13 protein-coding genes are annotated in these 18,194 nt (G+C 63.9%); 7 read left to right on the top strand and 6 right to left on the bottom strand.

Annotated features, from left to right (window positions below):
- The first annotated feature begins 243 nt into the window (after positions 1-243).
- The 3 genes from tilS to PAN08_RS10735 are packed head-to-tail and all read left to right on the top strand — an operon-like array spanning position 244 to position 2,702.
- Positions 244-1,536, top strand: a complete 1,293-nt coding sequence (gene tilS / locus PAN08_RS10745) for a tRNA lysidine(34) synthetase TilS (RefSeq protein ID WP_269791508.1) — start codon at positions 244-246, stop codon at positions 1,534-1,536.
- 37 nt (positions 1,537-1,573) lie between these two features.
- A complete protein-coding gene (locus PAN08_RS10740; RefSeq protein ID WP_269791507.1) occupies positions 1,574-1,834 on the top strand; it encodes an exodeoxyribonuclease VII small subunit in 261 nt (86 codons plus the stop codon).
- Entirely contained in the window at positions 1,824-2,702 is an 879-nt protein-coding gene (locus PAN08_RS10735) for a farnesyl diphosphate synthase (RefSeq protein WP_269791506.1), read from the top strand. Before PAN08_RS10740 ends, PAN08_RS10735 begins: the two co-directional genes overlap by 11 nt.
- 95 nt (positions 2,703-2,797) lie before the next feature.
- Here PAN08_RS10735 and PAN08_RS10730 read toward each other — a convergent pair whose 3' ends face one another.
- Positions 2,798-3,169 (bottom strand): DUF4870 domain-containing protein, encoded by a 372-nt coding sequence (locus PAN08_RS10730; protein ID WP_269791505.1) that lies wholly within the window; start codon positions 3,167-3,169, stop codon positions 2,798-2,800.
- A 107-nt stretch (positions 3,170-3,276) separates the two neighbouring features.
- Entirely contained in the window at positions 3,277-4,644 is a 1,368-nt protein-coding gene (gene pmbA, locus PAN08_RS10725) for a metalloprotease PmbA (RefSeq protein ID WP_269791504.1), read from the bottom strand.
- A gap of 233 nt (positions 4,645-4,877) precedes the next feature.
- Between pmbA and yjgA the strand changes: the two genes are divergently transcribed.
- Positions 4,878-5,459 carry a ribosome biogenesis factor YjgA gene (gene yjgA / locus PAN08_RS10720; protein ID WP_269791503.1) on the top strand — a complete coding sequence of 194 codons (582 nt, stop codon included), beginning with the start codon at positions 4,878-4,880 and terminating at the stop codon, positions 5,457-5,459.
- Positions 5,460-5,589: 130 nt separating this feature from the next.
- Here yjgA and tldD read toward each other — a convergent pair whose 3' ends face one another.
- From tldD to PAN08_RS10700, 4 genes are all read right to left on the bottom strand, one after another.
- On the bottom strand, positions 5,590-7,035 hold the full coding sequence (gene tldD / locus PAN08_RS10715) for a metalloprotease TldD (protein ID WP_269791502.1): 1,446 nt from the start codon (positions 7,033-7,035) through the stop codon (positions 5,590-5,592).
- A gap of 136 nt (positions 7,036-7,171) precedes the next feature.
- Complete coding sequence (locus PAN08_RS10710) at positions 7,172-10,996, bottom strand: YhdP family protein (RefSeq protein ID WP_269791501.1); 3,825 nt, start codon at positions 10,994-10,996, stop codon at positions 7,172-7,174.
- A 39-nt stretch (positions 10,997-11,035) separates the two neighbouring features.
- On the bottom strand, positions 11,036-12,526 hold the full coding sequence (rng, locus tag PAN08_RS10705; RefSeq protein ID WP_269791500.1) for a ribonuclease G: 1,491 nt from the start codon (positions 12,524-12,526) through the stop codon (positions 11,036-11,038).
- Between the two features lie 5 nt (positions 12,527-12,531).
- Positions 12,532-13,128 (bottom strand): Maf family nucleotide pyrophosphatase, encoded by a 597-nt coding sequence (locus PAN08_RS10700; protein WP_269791499.1) that lies wholly within the window; start codon positions 13,126-13,128, stop codon positions 12,532-12,534.
- Between the two features lie 133 nt (positions 13,129-13,261).
- On the opposite strand from PAN08_RS10700, the gene PAN08_RS10695 reads away from it, so the two are divergent.
- The 3 genes from PAN08_RS10695 (at position 13,262) to PAN08_RS10685 (ending at position 18,135) form a co-directional block, all read left to right on the top strand.
- Positions 13,262-13,996 carry an SIMPL domain-containing protein gene (locus PAN08_RS10695; protein WP_269791498.1) on the top strand — a complete coding sequence of 245 codons (735 nt, stop codon included), beginning with the start codon at positions 13,262-13,264 and terminating at the stop codon, positions 13,994-13,996.
- A gap of 478 nt (positions 13,997-14,474) precedes the next feature.
- Positions 14,475-15,137 (top strand): energy transducer TonB, encoded by a 663-nt coding sequence (locus tag PAN08_RS10690; protein ID WP_269791497.1) that lies wholly within the window; start codon positions 14,475-14,477, stop codon positions 15,135-15,137.
- 301 nt (positions 15,138-15,438) lie between these two features.
- A complete protein-coding gene (locus PAN08_RS10685) occupies positions 15,439-18,135 on the top strand; it encodes a TonB-dependent receptor (RefSeq protein ID WP_269791902.1) in 2,697 nt (898 codons plus the stop codon).
- Positions 18,136-18,194: the final 59 nt, after the last annotated feature.

Genomic DNA, 18,194 nt, shown 5'->3' with positions numbered 1-18,194 from the left:
GCGGTGACCGCCGCCCTGCTGCCCAAGGTAGGCGCGACGCAGCCGGTGAATTCGAAATATCCCGGTTGCGCATCGCATCACTGGCACCACTGAAAGCCCCGGATGCACGGCCGCTTCCCCGGCCTGCGCTCTTGGGTTCCTTCTGCTGTCACCGCTTGCTACGCGTGAACAACGATCCCTGCTCACGCACCCGCCGCACACCAATTGCGGTTACCGCACCCCGCGCCGATACTCGGCACCGCCATGAACCTGCTTCCACATTCCCTGCTCGACGCTGCGACCGACCTCCCGGTGATGGTCGGCTTCAGTGGTGGACTGGATTCGACTGCACTGCTGCACCTGCTTGCCACCGCCCCCGCACGTGCGCCGGGCAGCCTGCGCGCAGTGCACGTCCACCACGGCCTGCAGCCACAAGCCGATGCATGGGAACAGCACTGCCGCGACATCTGCCAGCAATGGAAGATTCCGTTGAAGGTGATGCATGTCGAAGTTGCGCGCGACACTGGCGACGGACTGGAAGCGGCGGCTCGCAATGCCCGCCACGCCGCCTTCAAGGCACAGCTGCAGGCAGGCGAATGGCTCGCTTTGGCACACCACCAGGACGACCAGGCTGAAACTTTCCTGCTGCGTGCACTGCGCGGATCGGGCATCGATGGCCTGGCCGCCATGCGTGAACTACGCGCGTTCGGCGATGGGCAGTTGTGGCGCCCTTTATTGCCCGTGTCCCGCATTACGCTGGAAACCTATGCGCAGCATCATCGGCTGCAATGGATCGACGACCCCAGCAACGACAGCGACAGTTTTGATCGCAATTTCCTGCGGCTGCAGCTTCTGCCGCTGCTGCGTGAACGCTGGCCGCATGCCGCCGCTGCGATGGCCCGCAGTGCGGGATTGGCCGCCGATGCCGCGCACCTGCTTGAGCAGCAGGACACCGATGATCTGCAAACCTGCCTCGGCGCAGACAAGACACTGTCCATCACCGCATTGAAGCAACTGGTCGACGCCCGCCAATCGCGCGTATTGCGCTGTTGGGCCCGCCACTGCGGACTGCTGCCGCTGCCAGCCAACGGCGTACGCAGCATCCAGCAACACCTCCTGCATGCCGCTGATGACCAGCAAGCCGAATTCCGCTGGGGCGACGCACGGATCATTCGCTGGCGCGGGCATCTGCATGCAGCAACCTCATTTCCGAAGTGGCCGCCCGGCTGGCAGGCGCAGTGGGATGGCAGCAGCCCGGCGCAATTACCCGATGGCGCCACGCTGTCATTGCACGGTGCCAGCGCGTTCGACACGCCGCTCACGTTGCGCCAACGTCAGGGCGGTGAGCGCATTCAACTACCCGGGCGCACGCACTCCCACCAGCTCAAACATCGCCTACAAGCCTCCAGCACGCCGCCGTGGCTACGCGCGCACCTGCCTTTGTTATGTGATGGCGACGATGTACTGGCGGCCGGTGACGGCATTATTTCCGCGCTGCTGCAGCAATGGTTGCAGGCACATGACGCGCACCTGCGGTGGCAACCGCCGGCCCGGTGAATTGACCCTTTCCCGCTGGCCGCTCACACTTCCCCCTATGCCCAAGAAGTCCCCCAACGAAGCCTCGCCGGTCGCCCACTTCGAGCAGTCGCTCGATGAGCTGGAGCTGCTGGTAGAGAAGATGGAAGCCGGTGATCTGAGCCTGGAGCAATCGCTGGCTGCCTATGAACGCGGTGTCGGCCTGTATCGCCAGTGCCAGCAGGCGCTGGAACAGGCCGAGCTGCGCGTGCGCCTACTCACCGATCCCGCCCAGCCGGAAAAATCCGAGCCGTTCGACAGTGTTGGCAATGACGACTGACGCCCTGTTTGCCGCCTGGCTGCAACGCACCGAACAGCAACTGCAACGCGCTCTGCCCGATCCCGACGTGGCCCCGAAGGGCCTGCACCAAGCCATGCGTTACGCGGCCCTCGGCGGCGGCAAGCGCATGCGTCCGTTGCTCGTCTACGCTGCCGGCCACCTGTTCGGTGCCGATGATTCCCGCCTGGATGCAGCGGCTATTGCGGTCGAACTGATCCACGCCTATTCGCTGGTGCACGACGACCTGCCGGCAATGGACGACGACGACCTGCGTCGCGGCCGCCCGACTACCCATATCGCGTTCGACGAAGCCACCGCCATTCTTGCCGGTGACGCTTTGCAGACCCGTGCTTTTGAAGTACTGGCCGAGGCTGAGTTGCCCGCCGCATTAGCACTGGCCTGCCTGCGCACCCTGGCCAGCGCCTCGGGTGCGGCCGGCATGTGCGGTGGCCAGGCCCTGGACATCGACGCCACCGGCCAGCAACAGCCATTGGCCGACCTCAAGCGCATGCATGCACTCAAAACCGGCGCACTGATCCGTGCGGCGGTACGCATGGGCGCCCTATGCGGCAACGCCAACGACGACGAACTTGCGCGGCTGGACGCATTTGCCGACACGCTTGGTCTGGCCTTCCAGGTACGCGACGACATCCTCGACGTGGAAGCCAGTTCCGAGCAGCTCGGCAAGACCGCAGGCAAAGACCAGGCGCAGGACAAGTCCACCTTCCCTTCGCTGTTGGGCATGGACGGTGCCAAGACCACACTCGACGAACTGGCCGCCACCATGCAGTTGGCGCTGGCCCCGTTCGGCGAATCGGCCACTGCATTGGCCGCGCTGGGTGAATTGACGGTGCGCCGCTCGCACTGAGCTGCGCATCGTCCTGGTTGATGCTGCGCGCCTAGAGTCTGCGCGCACAAAAAAGCCCGGGAAATCCCGGGCTTTTCTTATTGCCTACGCGCTGATTACTTGATCAGGCGAAGGGCAACCGGATAGCGATAGGTTTCGCCCTTGTTGGCTGCCAGGCCAGCAATGATGGCGAACACCACGCAGGCAATCCAGGCAACGGCATAGGTCAGGAAACCAATCAGCACGACCATCAGCACGCCGCTCACGAAGTAAGCAATCAGCAGGGTGATCTGGAAGTTCAGCGCTTCCTTGGAGTTCTCGTTGAGGAACGCCTTTTCCGGCTTGTCCTTGTTGATCAGCCACACGATCAACGGAACGATGAAGCTGAAGAAGATGCCCGACAGGTGCACCAGCATTGCCAGCGAATTGTCGTCCGAAGTGTTGGCACCAGCCGGCGGCGGCGGTGGGTTGTTCTGATAGTCGCTCATTGCGTCCCCTAGATCCTTGTTATGGGTTGAGATTTGTTGCGGTTTAGCCGCCATAAGGATGACGCCTAAATCGGGATAAGAATAGCCCGCGCCTATTAATATGCGCGTCAATCGTTACCGGCAACCGTCATTTTCCCCACCAGGATCGAACCAACCGAAACATGCGACCGCCGATCGACGTCGGTACCTACCGCTTCGATGCCGGCAAACATCTGCTTGAGGTTGCCCGCGATGGTGATGCCATCCACCGGGTAGGCGATCTGCCCGTTCTCCACCCAGAACCCTGCAGCGCCGCGTGAGTAGTCGCCAGTGATGCCATTCACGCCCTGCCCCATCAGTTCGGTCACCAGCAAGCCGCTGCCCATACCCGACAGCATGGACGCACGGTCGCCCGCATTGGCCGCCACTTTCAGGTTGTGCACGCCACCGGCATTGGCCGTGGTCTTCAAGCCCAGGCGGCGCGCCGAGTAACTGCCCAGGATGTAACGCTGCAGCACGCCGTTGGTGATCAATGCCGAGTTGCGCGTGGCCACGCCTTCGCCATCGAAGGTGCTGGAACGCAGGCCACGCGGCAGCAGCGGCATTTCATCAATGGCAAACCACTCCGGGAACAACTGCGTATCGACACTGTCGAGCAGGAAGCTGGCCCTGCGATACAACGCGCCGCCCGATACCGCGCCCAGCAGGTGGCCGATCAGCGAGCGCGCGGTTTCAGCGGCAAACAGCACCTGTACTTCACCGGTCGGCAATGAGCGCGGCTGCAGACGCGACACCGTCCGCTCGGCGGCGATGCGACCGACCTGTGCTGCGTCGTCGAGATCTTCACGTGCCAATGCGCTGGTGTACCAACCATCACGCTGCATGCCATCGCCTTGGCCGGCGATCAGCGCGCACCCGATGGAGTGATGGCTGCTGCGCTCGCGACCGATGAAACCGTGCGAATTGGCATACACCGACAGGCTCTGCGCGGTTGCCGCCGAGGCGCCATCGGAGTTGCTGATACGGCTATCGGCCGAGCGCCCTGCTGCTTCGCAGGCCAACGCCAGGTCCAGCGCCTCATCGGCACTGAGTGCCCACGGGTGCCAACCGTCCATATCCGGGAACTGGGTGGCCATCAGATCGGCGTCGGCCAGGCCGGCGGCGGGGTCATCCTCGGTGTGCCGCGCGATGGCGCATGCCTGGGCCACGGTCGCCTCCAGGCTGGATTCCTGCAGGTCCGCGGTGCTGGCACTGCCCTTGCGCTGGCCGAAGTACACGGTCACGGCAATCCCGCGGTCGTGGGTGGATTCCACGGTTTCCACCTCACCCAGGCGTACGTTCACATCCAGCCCGCGCTCCTCGCTGCAGCTGACCTCGGCCTGGCTGGCACCCATGGCGCGGGCCTTCTCCAACAGCCGCTGGGAGATGCCGGCCAGTTGTTCCAGGCGCGGCAGGCTGTCGTCGGTGGCGGGGTTGTGGGTGGTAATGGCGTTCAATGCTTTATCCTTGTTGGCCGAATCCCCTTCACACAGCCCGGCGTAGCCTGCCCGGGCGGGGTGCGGATCCTTTGCGAAGAGCCGGCCACCTCGGCCGGACTCAAGAATGTGATGCGAGGCCCGCGCAGGGTTCCAGTCAGATATGACCGGAACCGGATGATGCGAATCCTCGCGTAACCCCGGCCATTCGTGACCGGATTTTCAATAACTGAAGTTTAGTGGGTAGCAGTACGATGCGCGGACGCGACCAAGATACCGGTGAATTTTTAGGCGAAAGCCGCAGCCAGAACCGGCGCGAAGCGCTGGAAATTCTGGCGCTGGGCGAACAACTGGTGGACCTGACCCCAGCCCAGCTGGCCCGGCTGCCGATCCCGGAAGGCCTGCTGGAACATATTGAGTACAGCAAGCGCATCACCTCGCACGGCGCACGCAAGCGCCAGCTGGCCTTCCTGGCCAAGCAGATGCGTCGTGAAGACGATGAAACCCTGGAGGCCATCCGCAACGCGCTGGATGCCAACAGCGAAACCTCACGCCGCGAAGTAGCCATCATGCACCGCATGGAACGCTGGCGTGAGCGCCTGCTGGCCGAGGGGGACGCTGCATTGGCCGAGCTGCTGGACGAACATCCCGAAGCCGATCGCCAGGAGCTGCGCACGCTGGTACGCAACGCGCTGGCCGAGAAGGCCAAGAACAAGCCGCCGCGTGCTTACCGTGAGATCTACCAGGTGCTGCGCAACTTGATGCTGGTACCGATACTCGCCGGGCTTGACGCCGGCGTGGACGATGACGAAGCGGACGACGAAGAACAGGAGTGATCCTGTCCGGCTGCCGTCATCTGAGATGACGGCACAACGCATTGTTTGCTGTTTCATTGTGGGAAGCGCCCTCTCATCTGCCCCTTTTGGGCAGATGGGGACGCCATGATGAGAGCTGTAGTCCAGCACCTCAGGCCTGCGTACCGCCCACGGTAATCCCTTCAATCAGCAACGACGGCTGGCCTACGCCGACCGGCACGCTCTGCCCGTCCTTGCCGCAGACGCCGACACCTTCGTCCAGTGCCAGATCATTACCGATCATGCGTACCTTCTGCATCGTCTCCGGGCCATTTCCAATCAACGTGGCGCCCTTTACCGGGGCAGTGATCTTGCCGTCTTCGATCAGGTAAGCCTCAGTCGCCGAGAACACATATTTGCCACTGGTGATATCCACCTGCCCGCCGCCGAAATTCACCGCGTACAACCCCTTCTTCACCGAACGGATCATCTCCTGCGGGTCGTGGTTGCCAGCGCGCATGTAGGTGTTGGTCATGCGCGGCATGGTCATGTGCGCGAAAGATTCACGGCGGCCGTTGCCGGTGGGTTTTACACCCATCAGGCGGGCGTTGAGTGTGTCCTGCATGTAGCCGACCAGGATGCCGTCCTCGATCAGCGTGGTGCACTGGGTTGGCGTGCCTTCGTCGTCGATGTTGAGCGAACCACGGCGGCCGTCCAGGGTGCCGTCATCAACGATGGTGACGCCCGGTGACGCCACGCGCTCGCCGATGCGACCGGCGTAGACGCTGGTGCCCTTGCGGTTGAAGTCGCCTTCCAGGCCGTGGCCCACCGCTTCGTGCAGCAGCACGCCGGGCCAACCTGGGCCCAGTACCACCGGCATCATTCCCGCTGGGGCCGGGATCGCCTCCAGATTGACCAACGCCTGGCGCAACGCCTCGCGGGCGAAGCCCTCCGGGCGGTCGCCGGCAAACAATTCTTCGTAGCTGTAACGGCCACCGCCGCCGGAGTAACCGGACTCGCGCCGGCCGTTCTGCTCCACGATCACCTGCACGTTCAAACGCACCAGCGGCCGCACGTCGGCAGCCAGTACGCCGTCGCTGCGCGCGATCAGCACCGTATCCACACCACCAGACAGGCTCACCATCACCTGCTGCACGCGCGGGTCTGCCGCGCGCAGGTAACGGTCCAGGCGCTTGAGCACCTCAACCTTGGTTTCATTACCAATGCTGTCCACCGGGTCCAGCGCGGGATACAGCGAGCGACCGCTGCCGCGCACCAGCGAGCGCACATCCTGCGCGCCACCGTCGCGGGAAATGGCGCGCGCTGACTGCGCAGCAGCCAGCAGTGCGGCAGGCTGGATATCGTCGGAATAGGCAAAACCGGTCTTATCACCGGAGATGGCGCGTACGCCCACTCCCTGCTCGATGGAATGGGCGCCGTCCTTGACGATGCCGTCTTCCAAACTCCAGCTCTCGCGACGCGAATGCTGGAAATACAGGTCGCCGAAGTCGATGCCCGGCCCCAACAAGGTGCCAAACGTGCGTTCAAGGCGGTTTGCGTCCAGCCCGGCGGGCAGCAGCAGGCGGGTTTCGGCGAGCGTGAGGGCGTTGTCGGTCATGGCATTCCAGATGGGGGCCGGGCCTGCGCTTCGCAAGCCAGCGGGAATCAAAGGTGGTTCACGCACCGGTACATAGCGCGCGCAGTAAAGCTTTGGCTGGCAACGCCACTCATGCAGAGGACTTGCGCACAGCTTCTCAGGGGCTCGCGGCCGCCGGTGTGATTACCGGTGGTGGCGTGCGCGGGCTATCGCGGTCGATCACTTCCACCTTGGGGTCTTTCCAGGGCCCGGTGACCTTATAGGTCTTGGAGCCGATTTCGCCCAGCGGCTTGCCGAGCACGGCATTGGCCGCCGCGCCCACTGCCGCGCCCACCGGGCCACCGGCCACGGCGCCGACCACGGTCAGCAGGTTGCCCGAGCGCGGGTTGACGTCAATGGTCTGGTCGAACTGCTGGCTGCGCAGGTCGGTCTGGCCGCGAATGGTGATGTTGGCCGCGGGTGCTTCGATGGCGATCTTGTCGGTGCTGGCCATGCCACCGTCAAAGCGCACTGCGCCTTCGACGTGATTGAAGGCCAAGCCCTTGGAGAACAGGTCGCGGAAATCCAGCATCAACCGGCGCGGCAGCTGCGCCACGCTCAGCAAGCCGAGCACACGGCCGGCACCGGGCTCCACTTCGAGCAGCTGGCCATTGCGCAGGTTCATGCTCAAGCCGCCCTCAAGGCTGGCCAAACTGAATGCCATCGGCGCGGCGTCCCAATTGACCTGCAACTGCATTTGTCCCTGTCCGCTGCGCACTTGGCCGGCATAGCCCAGCCGCTGCATCAGATCACCCAGATCCTCGGTCTGCACGTTGGCGGTGGCTTCGGTGCGCGCCTGTGCGGCCATGCCACGCCACTGGCCCTGCACGTCGATGGTCTGCTTGGGCGCGCGGATCTGCAGCTCCTGCACACGCAGGCCATCGGCCAATGGCTGGGTCCGCAGGCGGGTCTGGCCCAGCTTCACTGTGCCGAACTCCAAGTCTTCAATATCCAGTGCCAGTGGCGGGATATTGGCCGGATTGACCGGTGCCATCGGGGTGTCGGTGGATTCGATGGCTGCTGCTTTGGCAGCCTGCCAATGCACACGCTCAAGTTGACCACTGACGGTGGCGCCCTCGGCCTGCGGTATATGCAGGTTGCCCGCCAGCGCAGGGCCGTCAAGCTGCACGGCCACCGCATCGGCACCGGGCCGCAACTGCAGGCGTGTCTGCGGGAAGCGTCCGCCGACCAGCAGCAGTTGGTCAGCCAGCACGTCCACCTGTTTCAGCGCCAACCCGTCCTTGTCCTGAGCGGCATCGTCACCGCCGCGCGCCAGGCTGATCCACTCCAGCGCATCCAGCGACGGCGTGCGGCCGTTTACCACCAGCCCATCGGCGGGCGGTTCGTGATCGACCCGATCGCTACCCATCGTGACCTGCACGCCGGTCTTGCCGTTCTGGCTGCGCGCAGCCAGGGCCATCAACTTGCCAAAGGCGACATCTATGCGACCACTGCCCATCGGCAACGCTGCCTGCACGGTGGTGGGCAGCGCGTCGCCAGCCGGCTTGTTCAACGGTGCCGGCAGCTGCAGGCGCGTGCCTTGCAGGTCCGAACGCAGGGTGAGCACGGTCGGCGGCGCAACGCGGCTGCCCGCGGCGACCTTGGGCAAGGTGACGCCCACCGTCCAGTGCGACGTGCCGTGAACATACGGCTTCAGCCAACCCAACTCCGGCGTGCGATTCAATAGATTGCCCGCGTCCAGCGCGGCCGTGAGTTCGGCCTCAAAGGCATGCGCGGGATCCTTGACTGGATCACCCGCGCGCAGCGCCAGTACGCCGTCGCGCTCTTGGTGACGCACCTGCAAAGCCGGCGCATCGAAGCCATTGCTGCCGTATTGCACGCTGCCCCGCACGTTGTCGAACTGCAGATCCCAGCGTTTGTCGGCCAGGCGAGCGCCCCGCAAGTCCACCGTGCCCTGCAGGCGGCCCGCACCCTCTTCACGGTGCAACGGCAGCAGCAGGTCGAAGGTCACACCGGCCGGCCCGGCCACACTCAGATTGTCCAGCGTCTCGCCGTAGGTGGCCTGCAACGGGCTCTGCTTCAGCATCGCCAGCAAGTGACTGCCATCGTCCACGGTGGTCGCGCGTACCCGCAGCTGCGATTCGTGGAAGTCGGCGATGCCGGCCTGCATTCGGTCCACCTTCACCCCAGCCAGCTCGCCCCTGCCCTGCAGCTCGAAACCGTTGGCAATGAAGTTGATGCCCGCATCCACCTGCCGCATCACCGGCCAGTCTTTGTGGAAGCGGATGCTGCCGCCAGTGATATGCCCGCCGGCCTCAAAACGGCCGTCGTGGTCGTTGAAGGGCCAGTCGTCCAGGTCACCCACGGCCAGACCGGTGGCGCCGCGCAGGGTGCCATCCACCAGCGCGGCGTCCAGCCAGTCCACGGCGGCCTGGCTCATGCTCGATCGCACCCAGAAGCGCTTGGCCGCAGTCAGCGGGACGTCGTCAATCTTGGCGGCCAGGTTCATCCACGGCCGCGTGCCATCGCCTTGGAACCACATGCTGCCGCGCACATCGGCGGCATAGTCACTGCCCTGCACGCGCAACGCCGGCGTGCCCACCTGCCAGCCAGCACCTTCACGCCAGCCGATCAGGTCACCGGACAGACGTAGATCGTGCGGCACACCAAAGCCGGTGGGCCAGTCGAAACGCACTTCGTGATCGGGATGCAGTTGCAGCGACACCGCCTGTGCATCGCCTTCAAAACGACCGCGCAGGCCACTCAGGCCCGGGCTCTTGCCGACGGCATTGAAGCTGGCATCCAGTAATTCGCCATCGGCACGCAGCGGGCCATCGGCATCACCGACGATGCTGACATCGGCAAAGCGCAGCTTGGGCTGCGACTGGTACAACCAACGGCGCAGGTCAGGTGCCAGCCGTTCGCTCAGAGCCGCTACCCGCAGCAGCGGGCCAGCATCGAGCTGCTTGCCCTGCAGAGCGAAATGCTTGCCACCTGCCAGCAACAGGCCATCAAGCACCTGCGCATTGCCGCTCTCGGTGATACGCAGCAGCGGTGCATCTACGCGCCAGCCACCGTCGATGGATTTCCAGCGCGCGCGCAACTGCAGGTTTTTGAAACGGGTGGACGGTGCGTCGGTCGCCGTCTGCAGGGGCGCGCCAGAAAGCTGCACGTCCTCAAGCTCGCCTTCGGCGGTGACTGCCACCACGCGGTGATCGTGCAGTTGCACCCAGCCACTCAGCTCACCGCTGCCCTGCCGCAGTTGCACGCCAGCAAAGCGAAGCAAGGGGGACCACGCGGCAAGGTCAGCCGGCTCGGCAGACAGCCATGCCTGGCCATCGCCGCGGTCACGCTGGAAATCCAACACGGCGGTCAACGGCGGTGCGGCAGTGTCGATCCAGCCCTTGGCACCCACCCGCAGACGCTGGCCGTCCACCCGCAGACGCAGATCGACGCGCGGGATACGCGCCTGCACGCCGATAGACGGTGCGGCCACCTGCAGCTGGCCGCCAATAACTTGCAGCTCACCCAGGCGACGCAGCGTGTCGAGCGGATCACCACCGTTGTCGGCATTGGGCAGGCCGCGTACCGACCAGCGCCCGTCATCGGCGCGCTGCAGAGTCAGAGCCAACCCGCGCAGGCGCAGTTCGGTCAACGGCGCGCCCGGCAACAGACCGGAGTACAGCGCGACCAGCACTTCGGCCTGCCCCACACGCACGCCACCGCCGCTGCCAATGCGCAGGCCGTCCAGTTGCAGCAGCGGCCCGCGACGGGTCCAGCGCGTGTCCAACCGATCGAAAGCGACCGGCTGACCGGCGCGCTCACTCAGCCAGGCGGCGACCTTGTCCGGGTGCGATTCCACCATCGGCAACAGCTGGCTGAGCGTGCCCACCAGCAGAGCCACGCCCACCAATACGAGCGCCAGTGCGAACAGCACATGACGTCGGAGATGACGCAAACGGTGGTGCCACAGCGTGGTCATTCGCCAACGCCGCCCTCCACAACGGAAGCGGAACGGCGATCAGAGCAGCACAACATCAAACTGCTCCTGCAGGTACTGGTCATCGGCCTGGAAGCGGATGCTCTTGCCAAGAAATTCTTCGAGCTCCGCCACTGCCGCTGATTCCTCATCGGTGATGCGCGCCACTACCTTGGACGAGGCAATCACCAGCAGACGCGCGGCCTCGAACTGACGCACGGCACGGGTGATCTCACGGAAGATTTCGTAGGTCACCGTCTCGGTGGTCTTGATGCTGCCGCGCCCACTGCATTGCGGGCAGGTCTCCGACAACTGCCGCTCCAGGCTTTCGACCGTGCGCTTGCGGGTCATCTCCACCAGACCAAGCGGCGAGAAGTCGTAGACCGTGGTTTTGGCATGGTCGCGCGCCAGCGCCTTTTCCAGCGTGCGTAGCACCTGGCGGCGGTGCTCGGGGTCATCCATATCGATGAAGTCGATGATGATGATGCCGCCCAGATTGCGCAGCCGCAGCTGCCGCGCCACCGTCTGCGCCGCTTCCAGATTGGTGCGGAATACGGTTTCTTCCAGGTTTCGCTGGCCAACGAAGGAACCGGTGTTCACATCGATGGTGGTCATCGCCTCAGTCTGGTCGATCACCAGATAGCCGCCGGATTTGAGCGGCACCTGCTTGTTCAACGCACGGACGATTTCATCCTCTACGCCAAACATGTCGAAGATCGGGCGGTCGCCGGTGTACAGCTCCAGCTTCTCATCCAGCACCGGCATGTACTTGGCGACAAAGGCCTTTAGCTGGATGAAGGTCTCCTTGGAGTCCACCTTCACCTTGTCAACGTCCTTGCGGATCAAGTCACGCACCGAACGCAGCGGCAGGCTCAGGTCTTCATAGATGATGCTGCATGACGCGGCCTCACGGCCCCGGCGCTCGACCACGTTCCACACGCGCGACAGATACGAAATGTCTTCTGCCAGCGCCTCGGCCGGCTGGCCTTCGGCATTGGTACGCACGATGTAGCCGTAGCCGCCATGCTGGGCCGATATCTCAGTGACCAGCGACTTGAGCCGGGCACGTTCGGCCTCGTCCTCGATGCGTGCCGACACTCCAACCATCTTCGACTGCGGCAGCAGCACCAGATATCGCGAGGGAATGCTGATCTGCGTGGTCAGACGCGCGCCCTTGGTGCTGATCGGGTCCTTGACCACCTGCACCACTACGTCCTGCCCATCGCGCAACAACTCGACAATCGGCACCGACGACGGCAATGGCAGCGCGGGCGCGGTTTCATCAATATCGGCGGCCACCGGGGCTGGCCGCACCACATCGTTGGCGTGCAGGAACGCCGCGCGCTCCAGCCCCACTTCAACGAACGCGGCCTGCATGCCCGGCATCACCCGCTGCACCTTGCCCTTGTAGATGTTGCCGACCACGCCACGGCGCCAACCGCGCTCGATGTGCAGCTCCTGCAACATGCCATTTTCGATCACCGCCACGCGCGTTTCGCGCGGGGTGACATTCACCAGAATTTCTTCGGACACGTCCTTCACTCCCCCTTGTCCATGGAACTGCTTGCCGCCCCCGCAGTGAACGCCGACAACAACGCCGCGGTCTGCTGCAATGGCAGGCCCATTACCCCTGAATAACTTCCGGCCAGATGGCTGATGAAACGCTCCGCGCCCCCCTGGATCGCGTAGCCGCCCGCCTTGCCCATCGGCTCACCGGTAGCGACGTAGGTGGCGATCTGTTCCGCGCTCATCGGCGCGAAGGTCACCTCAGACGTCACCGTCTCCAGCCTGTGGCGGTCTGCTGCTGCCAGCGCCACCACCGTGATCACTTGGTGCGTACGGCCCGCCAACGAGGCCAGCATTGCCGCCGCATCGGCCGCGTCAGCCGGCTTGCCGTAGACCCGGTCGCCCAGCACCACTTCGGTATCCGAGCCCAGCACGACGGCCTGCGGATCATCAGCAACCAAGGCCAAACCGGCGCGCGCCTTGTCCAATGCCACCCGGCACACGTAGGCTTCGGCTGGCTCACCTACGCCACGCACCTCCGGCACGTCCGTGTCCAGGACACGGAAGGGCACGCCAAGGCGGGACAAGAGTTCATTTCGACGGGGGGAGCGGGAGGCAAGATAAAGCATCGCGGAAGCATAACCTGCGCCAGCTACCTGAATGATCCACCGCGTCGCGAATGTGACAGCAACCCCACGCTGGCTCACCACACGTTCATCGCTCCGAACTTCAACTTCACGATCCAATCCAAGGAGGATCCTCATGCGCCGCCATCACGCCTTTGCCCCGCTGCTGCTGTCCCTGTCACTCGCCCTGGGAGCCACGATGACCGCCCACGCTCAAACCGTCCCGACCGTTGTCGCCAGCGACGCCACGCTGCTGAACATCTCCGCCCAGGCCGAAGCCCACCGCGTGCCGGACATCGCCACCCTGTCGGCCGGCGTGGTCACCCAAGCCGTGGATGGCAACACCGCCATGCGCGAGAACGCCGTGCAGATGGACAAGGTGATGGCGGCGATCAAGGCCGCAGGTATCGCCGAGCGTGATATCCAGACCAGCGGCATCAATCTCAACCCGCAATATCGCTACGCCGAGAACGAAGCACCGAAGATCACCGGTTACCAGGCCACCAACACCGTCAGCCTGAAAGTGCGCGACATCACCAAGCTGGGCAAGGTGCTGGACAGCCTGGCCGCACAGGGCGCCAACCAGATCAACGGCCCCAGCTTTGAAATCGACCAGCCCGAGCCGGTCTACGACGAAGCCCGTCTGGCTGCCCTGAAGAAGGCCCAGGTCCGTGCCGAGACCTACGCCAAATCGCTGGGCCTGCGCGTGCGCCGCATCGTCAGCATCTCCGAAGGCAGCCAGGGCGGCTTCCGTCCGGCACCGATGATGATGATGAAGTCGGCCGGGGCTGCTGCCATGGACACGGCGGTGTCGCCCGGTGAAACCACGCTGTCGGTCAATCTGGACGTGGTGTTCGAGCTGGGCCGCTGATTCAAGCGTTCTTTGCGAAACGACAACGGCGCCGGAGGGCGCCGTTGTCGTTTAAAGAAGCTGTACCTACAAAACGCAGCATCCGCCACGAAGCCTGACGTTGGCCTTGACCTGTCAATCAGCACCGCTCCTGCCGCAGCACGGGGATACCTGCGCGGGGAGAACCAACACACCGCAACGCCCCTATCCCCTCGCCCAGGGCATAGAAATGGGCAGAAGCGCGGCAACCATAGTGCCGATCTTGCGTGGGGTTGCGGCACGATCCGCCCCTCCCCTTCTACTTCTACGCAGCGAAGGCGAGATGGAGTTGCCATTGCCAGCCGACCAAAGCTGTCCGGCAGATAACCCAAAATCCGCCCCCCGCTTGCCGCCAATGGGATTTACAGGCGCACTGGCTTCACGCGGGCCGGAACCTGCAACCCCGTCCTGCGTCATCGCGCGTTGTCTTCTGTCACACGCCCACGCATGGAGGTGGAACATGGTCCGCACGCAACCCCGCAATACGTCGCTGCATTTCGAACCGTCCCGCATCTTCGCCTACAGCACCGCCATCGCCCTGCACGCCCTGGCGCTTGGCATGTTGCTGATACCGCTGGCCCAAGCCCCCCTGCGCAAAGACGCTGCACCCGAAGCCCGTTGGCAGGTGCCGGAAGTAAAGCCGGTTGTTCCCACACCTCCGCGCCCTGATCCCATCCCCGTCACTCGCGCGCCCTCACCGCCTCGCCAACCCGCCCTGCCCGCGCCGGTCGACAACGCACCGATGCCGATCTTCGCCACCGAGGCTATCGTCACTGCACCGGTGGACGTCGCGCCCACAGACGCCACCGCTCCGGCCATTGATTCAATCGCGCCATCATCACCGCTGGAAGGCGTGACACTGCGTTATCAGCGTGCCCCTGCACCGGCTTATCCACGTGATGCCCTGATTGCCGGCGCACAAGGCACCGTCACCCTGCGCGTGTTGGTCGGCGAAGACGGTTCTCCCCTGGAAGTCACCATCGAACGCAGCAGCGGCAACCGAAGCCTGGACACTGCCGCCCGCAATCAAGTGCTGCGCCGCTGGAAATTCCACCCCGCCATCGACGCAGGCCGTCCGGTACAGGCCTACGGATTGATCCCGGTTGATTTCAAACTGGGCTGAGTTGCTGAATGCCCGCAAGGGAGCATTATCTGAACGCTCCCTTGCGGGTGACCTGAATATCCCCCCTATTAATTGATTTTTCACTCTTGCCTCACCTGGTGAATACCTAGATTCGCGGCCGTCGATGCTCCAAAACCGCCTCCGGGCGGTTCATCTGCCGCAGTCCCCAGGAGAGAAGACCGTGAAACGCTCACTTCCATGGCGGGTTACCCGCCGCTGCCTTACCGGCCGCGCCCTTGCGCCCCGTTCACTGCTACTGGCTCCCAGCGCACTCGCCTTGGCCATTGCCGCACCGTTGGCAATGGCGCAGGAAAAAGCGACTACGCTGGACAAGATCACCGTTACTGGTTCCAACATCCCCCGCGCCTCCATGGAAACCGCATCGCCGGTCCAGGTCATCACGCGCGAAGATATCGATCGCACCGGCAAGGCCACCATCGGCGAGTACCTGCAGACGCTGACCAGTGACGGCGCCGGTTCCATTCCCAAGAGTTTTGGCACCGGCTTTGCGGGCGGTGGCTCGGGTGTGTCGCTGCGTGGACTCGGCGCCGCTTCCACGTTGGTGCTGCTCAATGGCCGACGCATGGCGCCATATGGTTTGGCGGATGACGGCCAGAAAGTCTTCACCGACCTAAGCGTCATTCCGATGGATGCGGTGGAGCGTGTTGAGGTGCTCAAGGACGGCGCGTCGGCCATCTATGGTTCCGATGCAATCGCTGGCGTGGTCAACATCATTCTGCGCCGGGACTTCACCGGTGCCACGCTCAAGGCGTCCTATGGCATGTCCGAGGATGGCGACGGCGATGCACGCAAAGCATCGTTCACCGCCGGCACCGGTGACTTGGACGTAGACGGCTTCAACGCGTTCATCAGCCTGGATGTGAGCAAGACCGACGGCATCCGCATTTCCGACCGGCGCAATCGCAAGTGGATCGGCAACGGCGACCTCTCGCCCTATGGCTATGAGCGTGTTGCCGGCGGCCAGTTCTTCCCGCTCAACGGCGCCATCACGGCCAACGGCACCGTCGGCGGCAACTCACCCGTCGGCAATATCCGTGACCCCGCAACCGGCCTATACCAATCGTTGCCCGGCTGCGAACAGTTTTCCCGCATCAGCCCACCCGATGCCGGCGGAGGCTGTTTGTGGGAAACACAGGATTTCCGAAGCCTGAGCCCCAGCGAGGAATTCGGAAATCTATTCGCACGCGGCACTTTTGTGTTGTCGGACAACTTCGAGCTATACGGCGAGTTCGGCTATTCCAAGAAGAAGAACACGTTCTACAACACGCCCAATGGCGTATCCGGCTCCTGGGGCTATCCCGGCGGGCCAGTCAATGCCAGCAGCGGCCCCGGCGCCACCGTACTGGGCGCAGACCACCCCGACAATCCGCTCGGCGTGGATGCACGCCTACGCTACGCGGCGTTCGATGTAGGCCCGCGCATCACCAACAACACCAACGAGTTCACCCGCTTCCTGCTAGGCGTCAAAGGACGCTGGGGCGAATGGGATGTGGACACCGCCTACCTGCACTCGGCCACGCAACTGGTGAACGAACGCAAGGGCTTCCTGCGCTACAGCCACGTACGCACCGCGTTGACCGACCCCAACAGCCCCGTGGGCTGGTGGCGCCTCGGCGCGCAGGCCGGCGCCAATTCGCAGGCGCTGTACGACTACATCTCGCCCACCATCCATGCCAACGCATCGACCAGCCTGGACATGCTCGACTTCAAGGTCTCCCGTAGCCTGGTTGATCTAGCCGGTGGCCCGCTCGGATTGGCATTGGGTGCCGAGTTCCGCCGACAGAAAGCGCGATTGGATCCGCAGTCGTATACCGACATCGGCGACATCATTGGCCTGGGTTATTCGGCCTACAACGGCACGCAGGAAGTCGGTGTGGCCTACGCGGAAATGGTGGCGCCGTTGCTGCCCTCGTTTGAACTTTCCGGCGCGCTGCGCGTGGACAAATACAAAGACGGCGACACCGCCACCACGCCTAAAATCGGCCTGAAATGGACGCCGGCCGAATGGATCGCACTGCGTGCTACCTATGCAGAAGGTTTCCGCGCACCCAACCCGGCTGAAGCCGGCGATGGCGGGCTGGCCGCTTTCAGTACCGCACGCGATCCGGTGCGCTGCCCGGATGGGACGCCCGCACCGGGCGCGACCGCAGGTGACTGTGCCGTCAGCCTGGCCATCATCACCTCGCCCAATCCCAACCTGAAACCCGAGGAGTCCAAGAGCTACACGGTAGGCCTGGTGCTTGACCCAACCCCGACCACCACGCTTACCTTTGATGCTTGGCAGATCAAGCGCACCAACGAGATCAACCAGGGCGACACCGACCTGGCGTTGGCTGCCGGGCGCGGCGTGCGTTCCGACAATGATCTGCCGGGCATTCCCAATAGCGGCACATTGATGGCGGTGAGTGTGGATTACATCAACTCCGCCTCCACCACCGTGCGCGGCTTTGACTTCGACATCCGCCAACGCGTGGACATGGGCAACTACGGCAAGCTGCAGATGGATCTGCAATGGACGCGCATCAACTCGTTCGAGCGCGATGACGGCACCGGTTCTGTATTCCAGTACGCAGGCACGCACGGCAACTGTGACGTCACCAACTGCATCGGCACACCGAAGGACCGCTTCAATCTCGGTGTTACCTGGGACATGGACCGCTTCAGCATCAGCGGCATTGCCAACTACATCGGCAGCATGGACAACGTAGCGTTCGAAGGCGACAGCTGCGCCAACCACTTTGTCGACGGCAGCGATGCCCCGCGCGGATGCGAATTGCGTGCGTTCTACACCATCGACCTTTCCGGCCGCTGGCGCGCCACCGATGATCTGGAGATCTTCGGTTCAATCCAGAACGTGACCGATCGCATCGCCCCACTGGACCCGCTCACCTACGGCGCAGTCAATTACAACCCGCTGCATTACAGCGGCGCGATCGGCCGCTACTTCACGGTGGGAGCGAAGTACACGTTCAACTGATCACTGAGTGGTATACGGCGGCCACACAGGCCAGTTGCACTTCAAGCCCCTCTTCCCTT

This window comes from Stenotrophomonas sp. Iso1 (assembly GCF_027497995.1).
In the GTDB taxonomy this organism is placed as follows: domain Bacteria; phylum Pseudomonadota; class Gammaproteobacteria; order Xanthomonadales; family Xanthomonadaceae; genus Stenotrophomonas.
The sequence above is the reverse complement of the archived record's forward strand: the minus strand, read 5'-3'. Positions and strand labels throughout refer to the sequence as shown.

Bases quoted from the DNA above. Each gene is read 5' to 3' on its own strand.
- tilS (WP_269791508.1), top strand. From the start codon at position 244: ATGAACCTGCTTCCACATTCCCTGCTCGACGCTGCGACCGACCTCCCG.
- PAN08_RS10740 (WP_269791507.1), top strand. From the start codon at position 1,574: ATGCCCAAGAAGTCCCCCAACGAAGCCTCGCCGGTCGCCCACTTCGAG.
- PAN08_RS10735 (WP_269791506.1), top strand. From the start codon at position 1,824: ATGACGACTGACGCCCTGTTTGCCGCCTGGCTGCAACGCACCGAACAG.
- PAN08_RS10730 (WP_269791505.1), bottom strand. From the start codon at position 3,169: ATGAGCGACTATCAGAACAACCCACCGCCGCCGCCGGCTGGTGCCAAC.
- yjgA (WP_269791503.1), top strand. From the start codon at position 4,878: ATGCGCGGACGCGACCAAGATACCGGTGAATTTTTAGGCGAAAGCCGC.
- tldD (WP_269791502.1), bottom strand. From the start codon at position 7,035: ATGACCGACAACGCCCTCACGCTCGCCGAAACCCGCCTGCTGCTGCCC.
- PAN08_RS10710 (WP_269791501.1), bottom strand. From the start codon at position 10,996: ATGACCACGCTGTGGCACCACCGTTTGCGTCATCTCCGACGTCATGTG.
- PAN08_RS10700 (WP_269791499.1), bottom strand. From the start codon at position 13,128: ATGCTTTATCTTGCCTCCCGCTCCCCCCGTCGAAATGAACTCTTGTCC.
- PAN08_RS10695 (WP_269791498.1), top strand. From the start codon at position 13,262: ATGCGCCGCCATCACGCCTTTGCCCCGCTGCTGCTGTCCCTGTCACTC.
- PAN08_RS10690 (WP_269791497.1), top strand. From the start codon at position 14,475: ATGGTCCGCACGCAACCCCGCAATACGTCGCTGCATTTCGAACCGTCC.
- PAN08_RS10685 (WP_269791902.1), top strand. From the start codon at position 15,439: ATGGCGCAGGAAAAAGCGACTACGCTGGACAAGATCACCGTTACTGGT.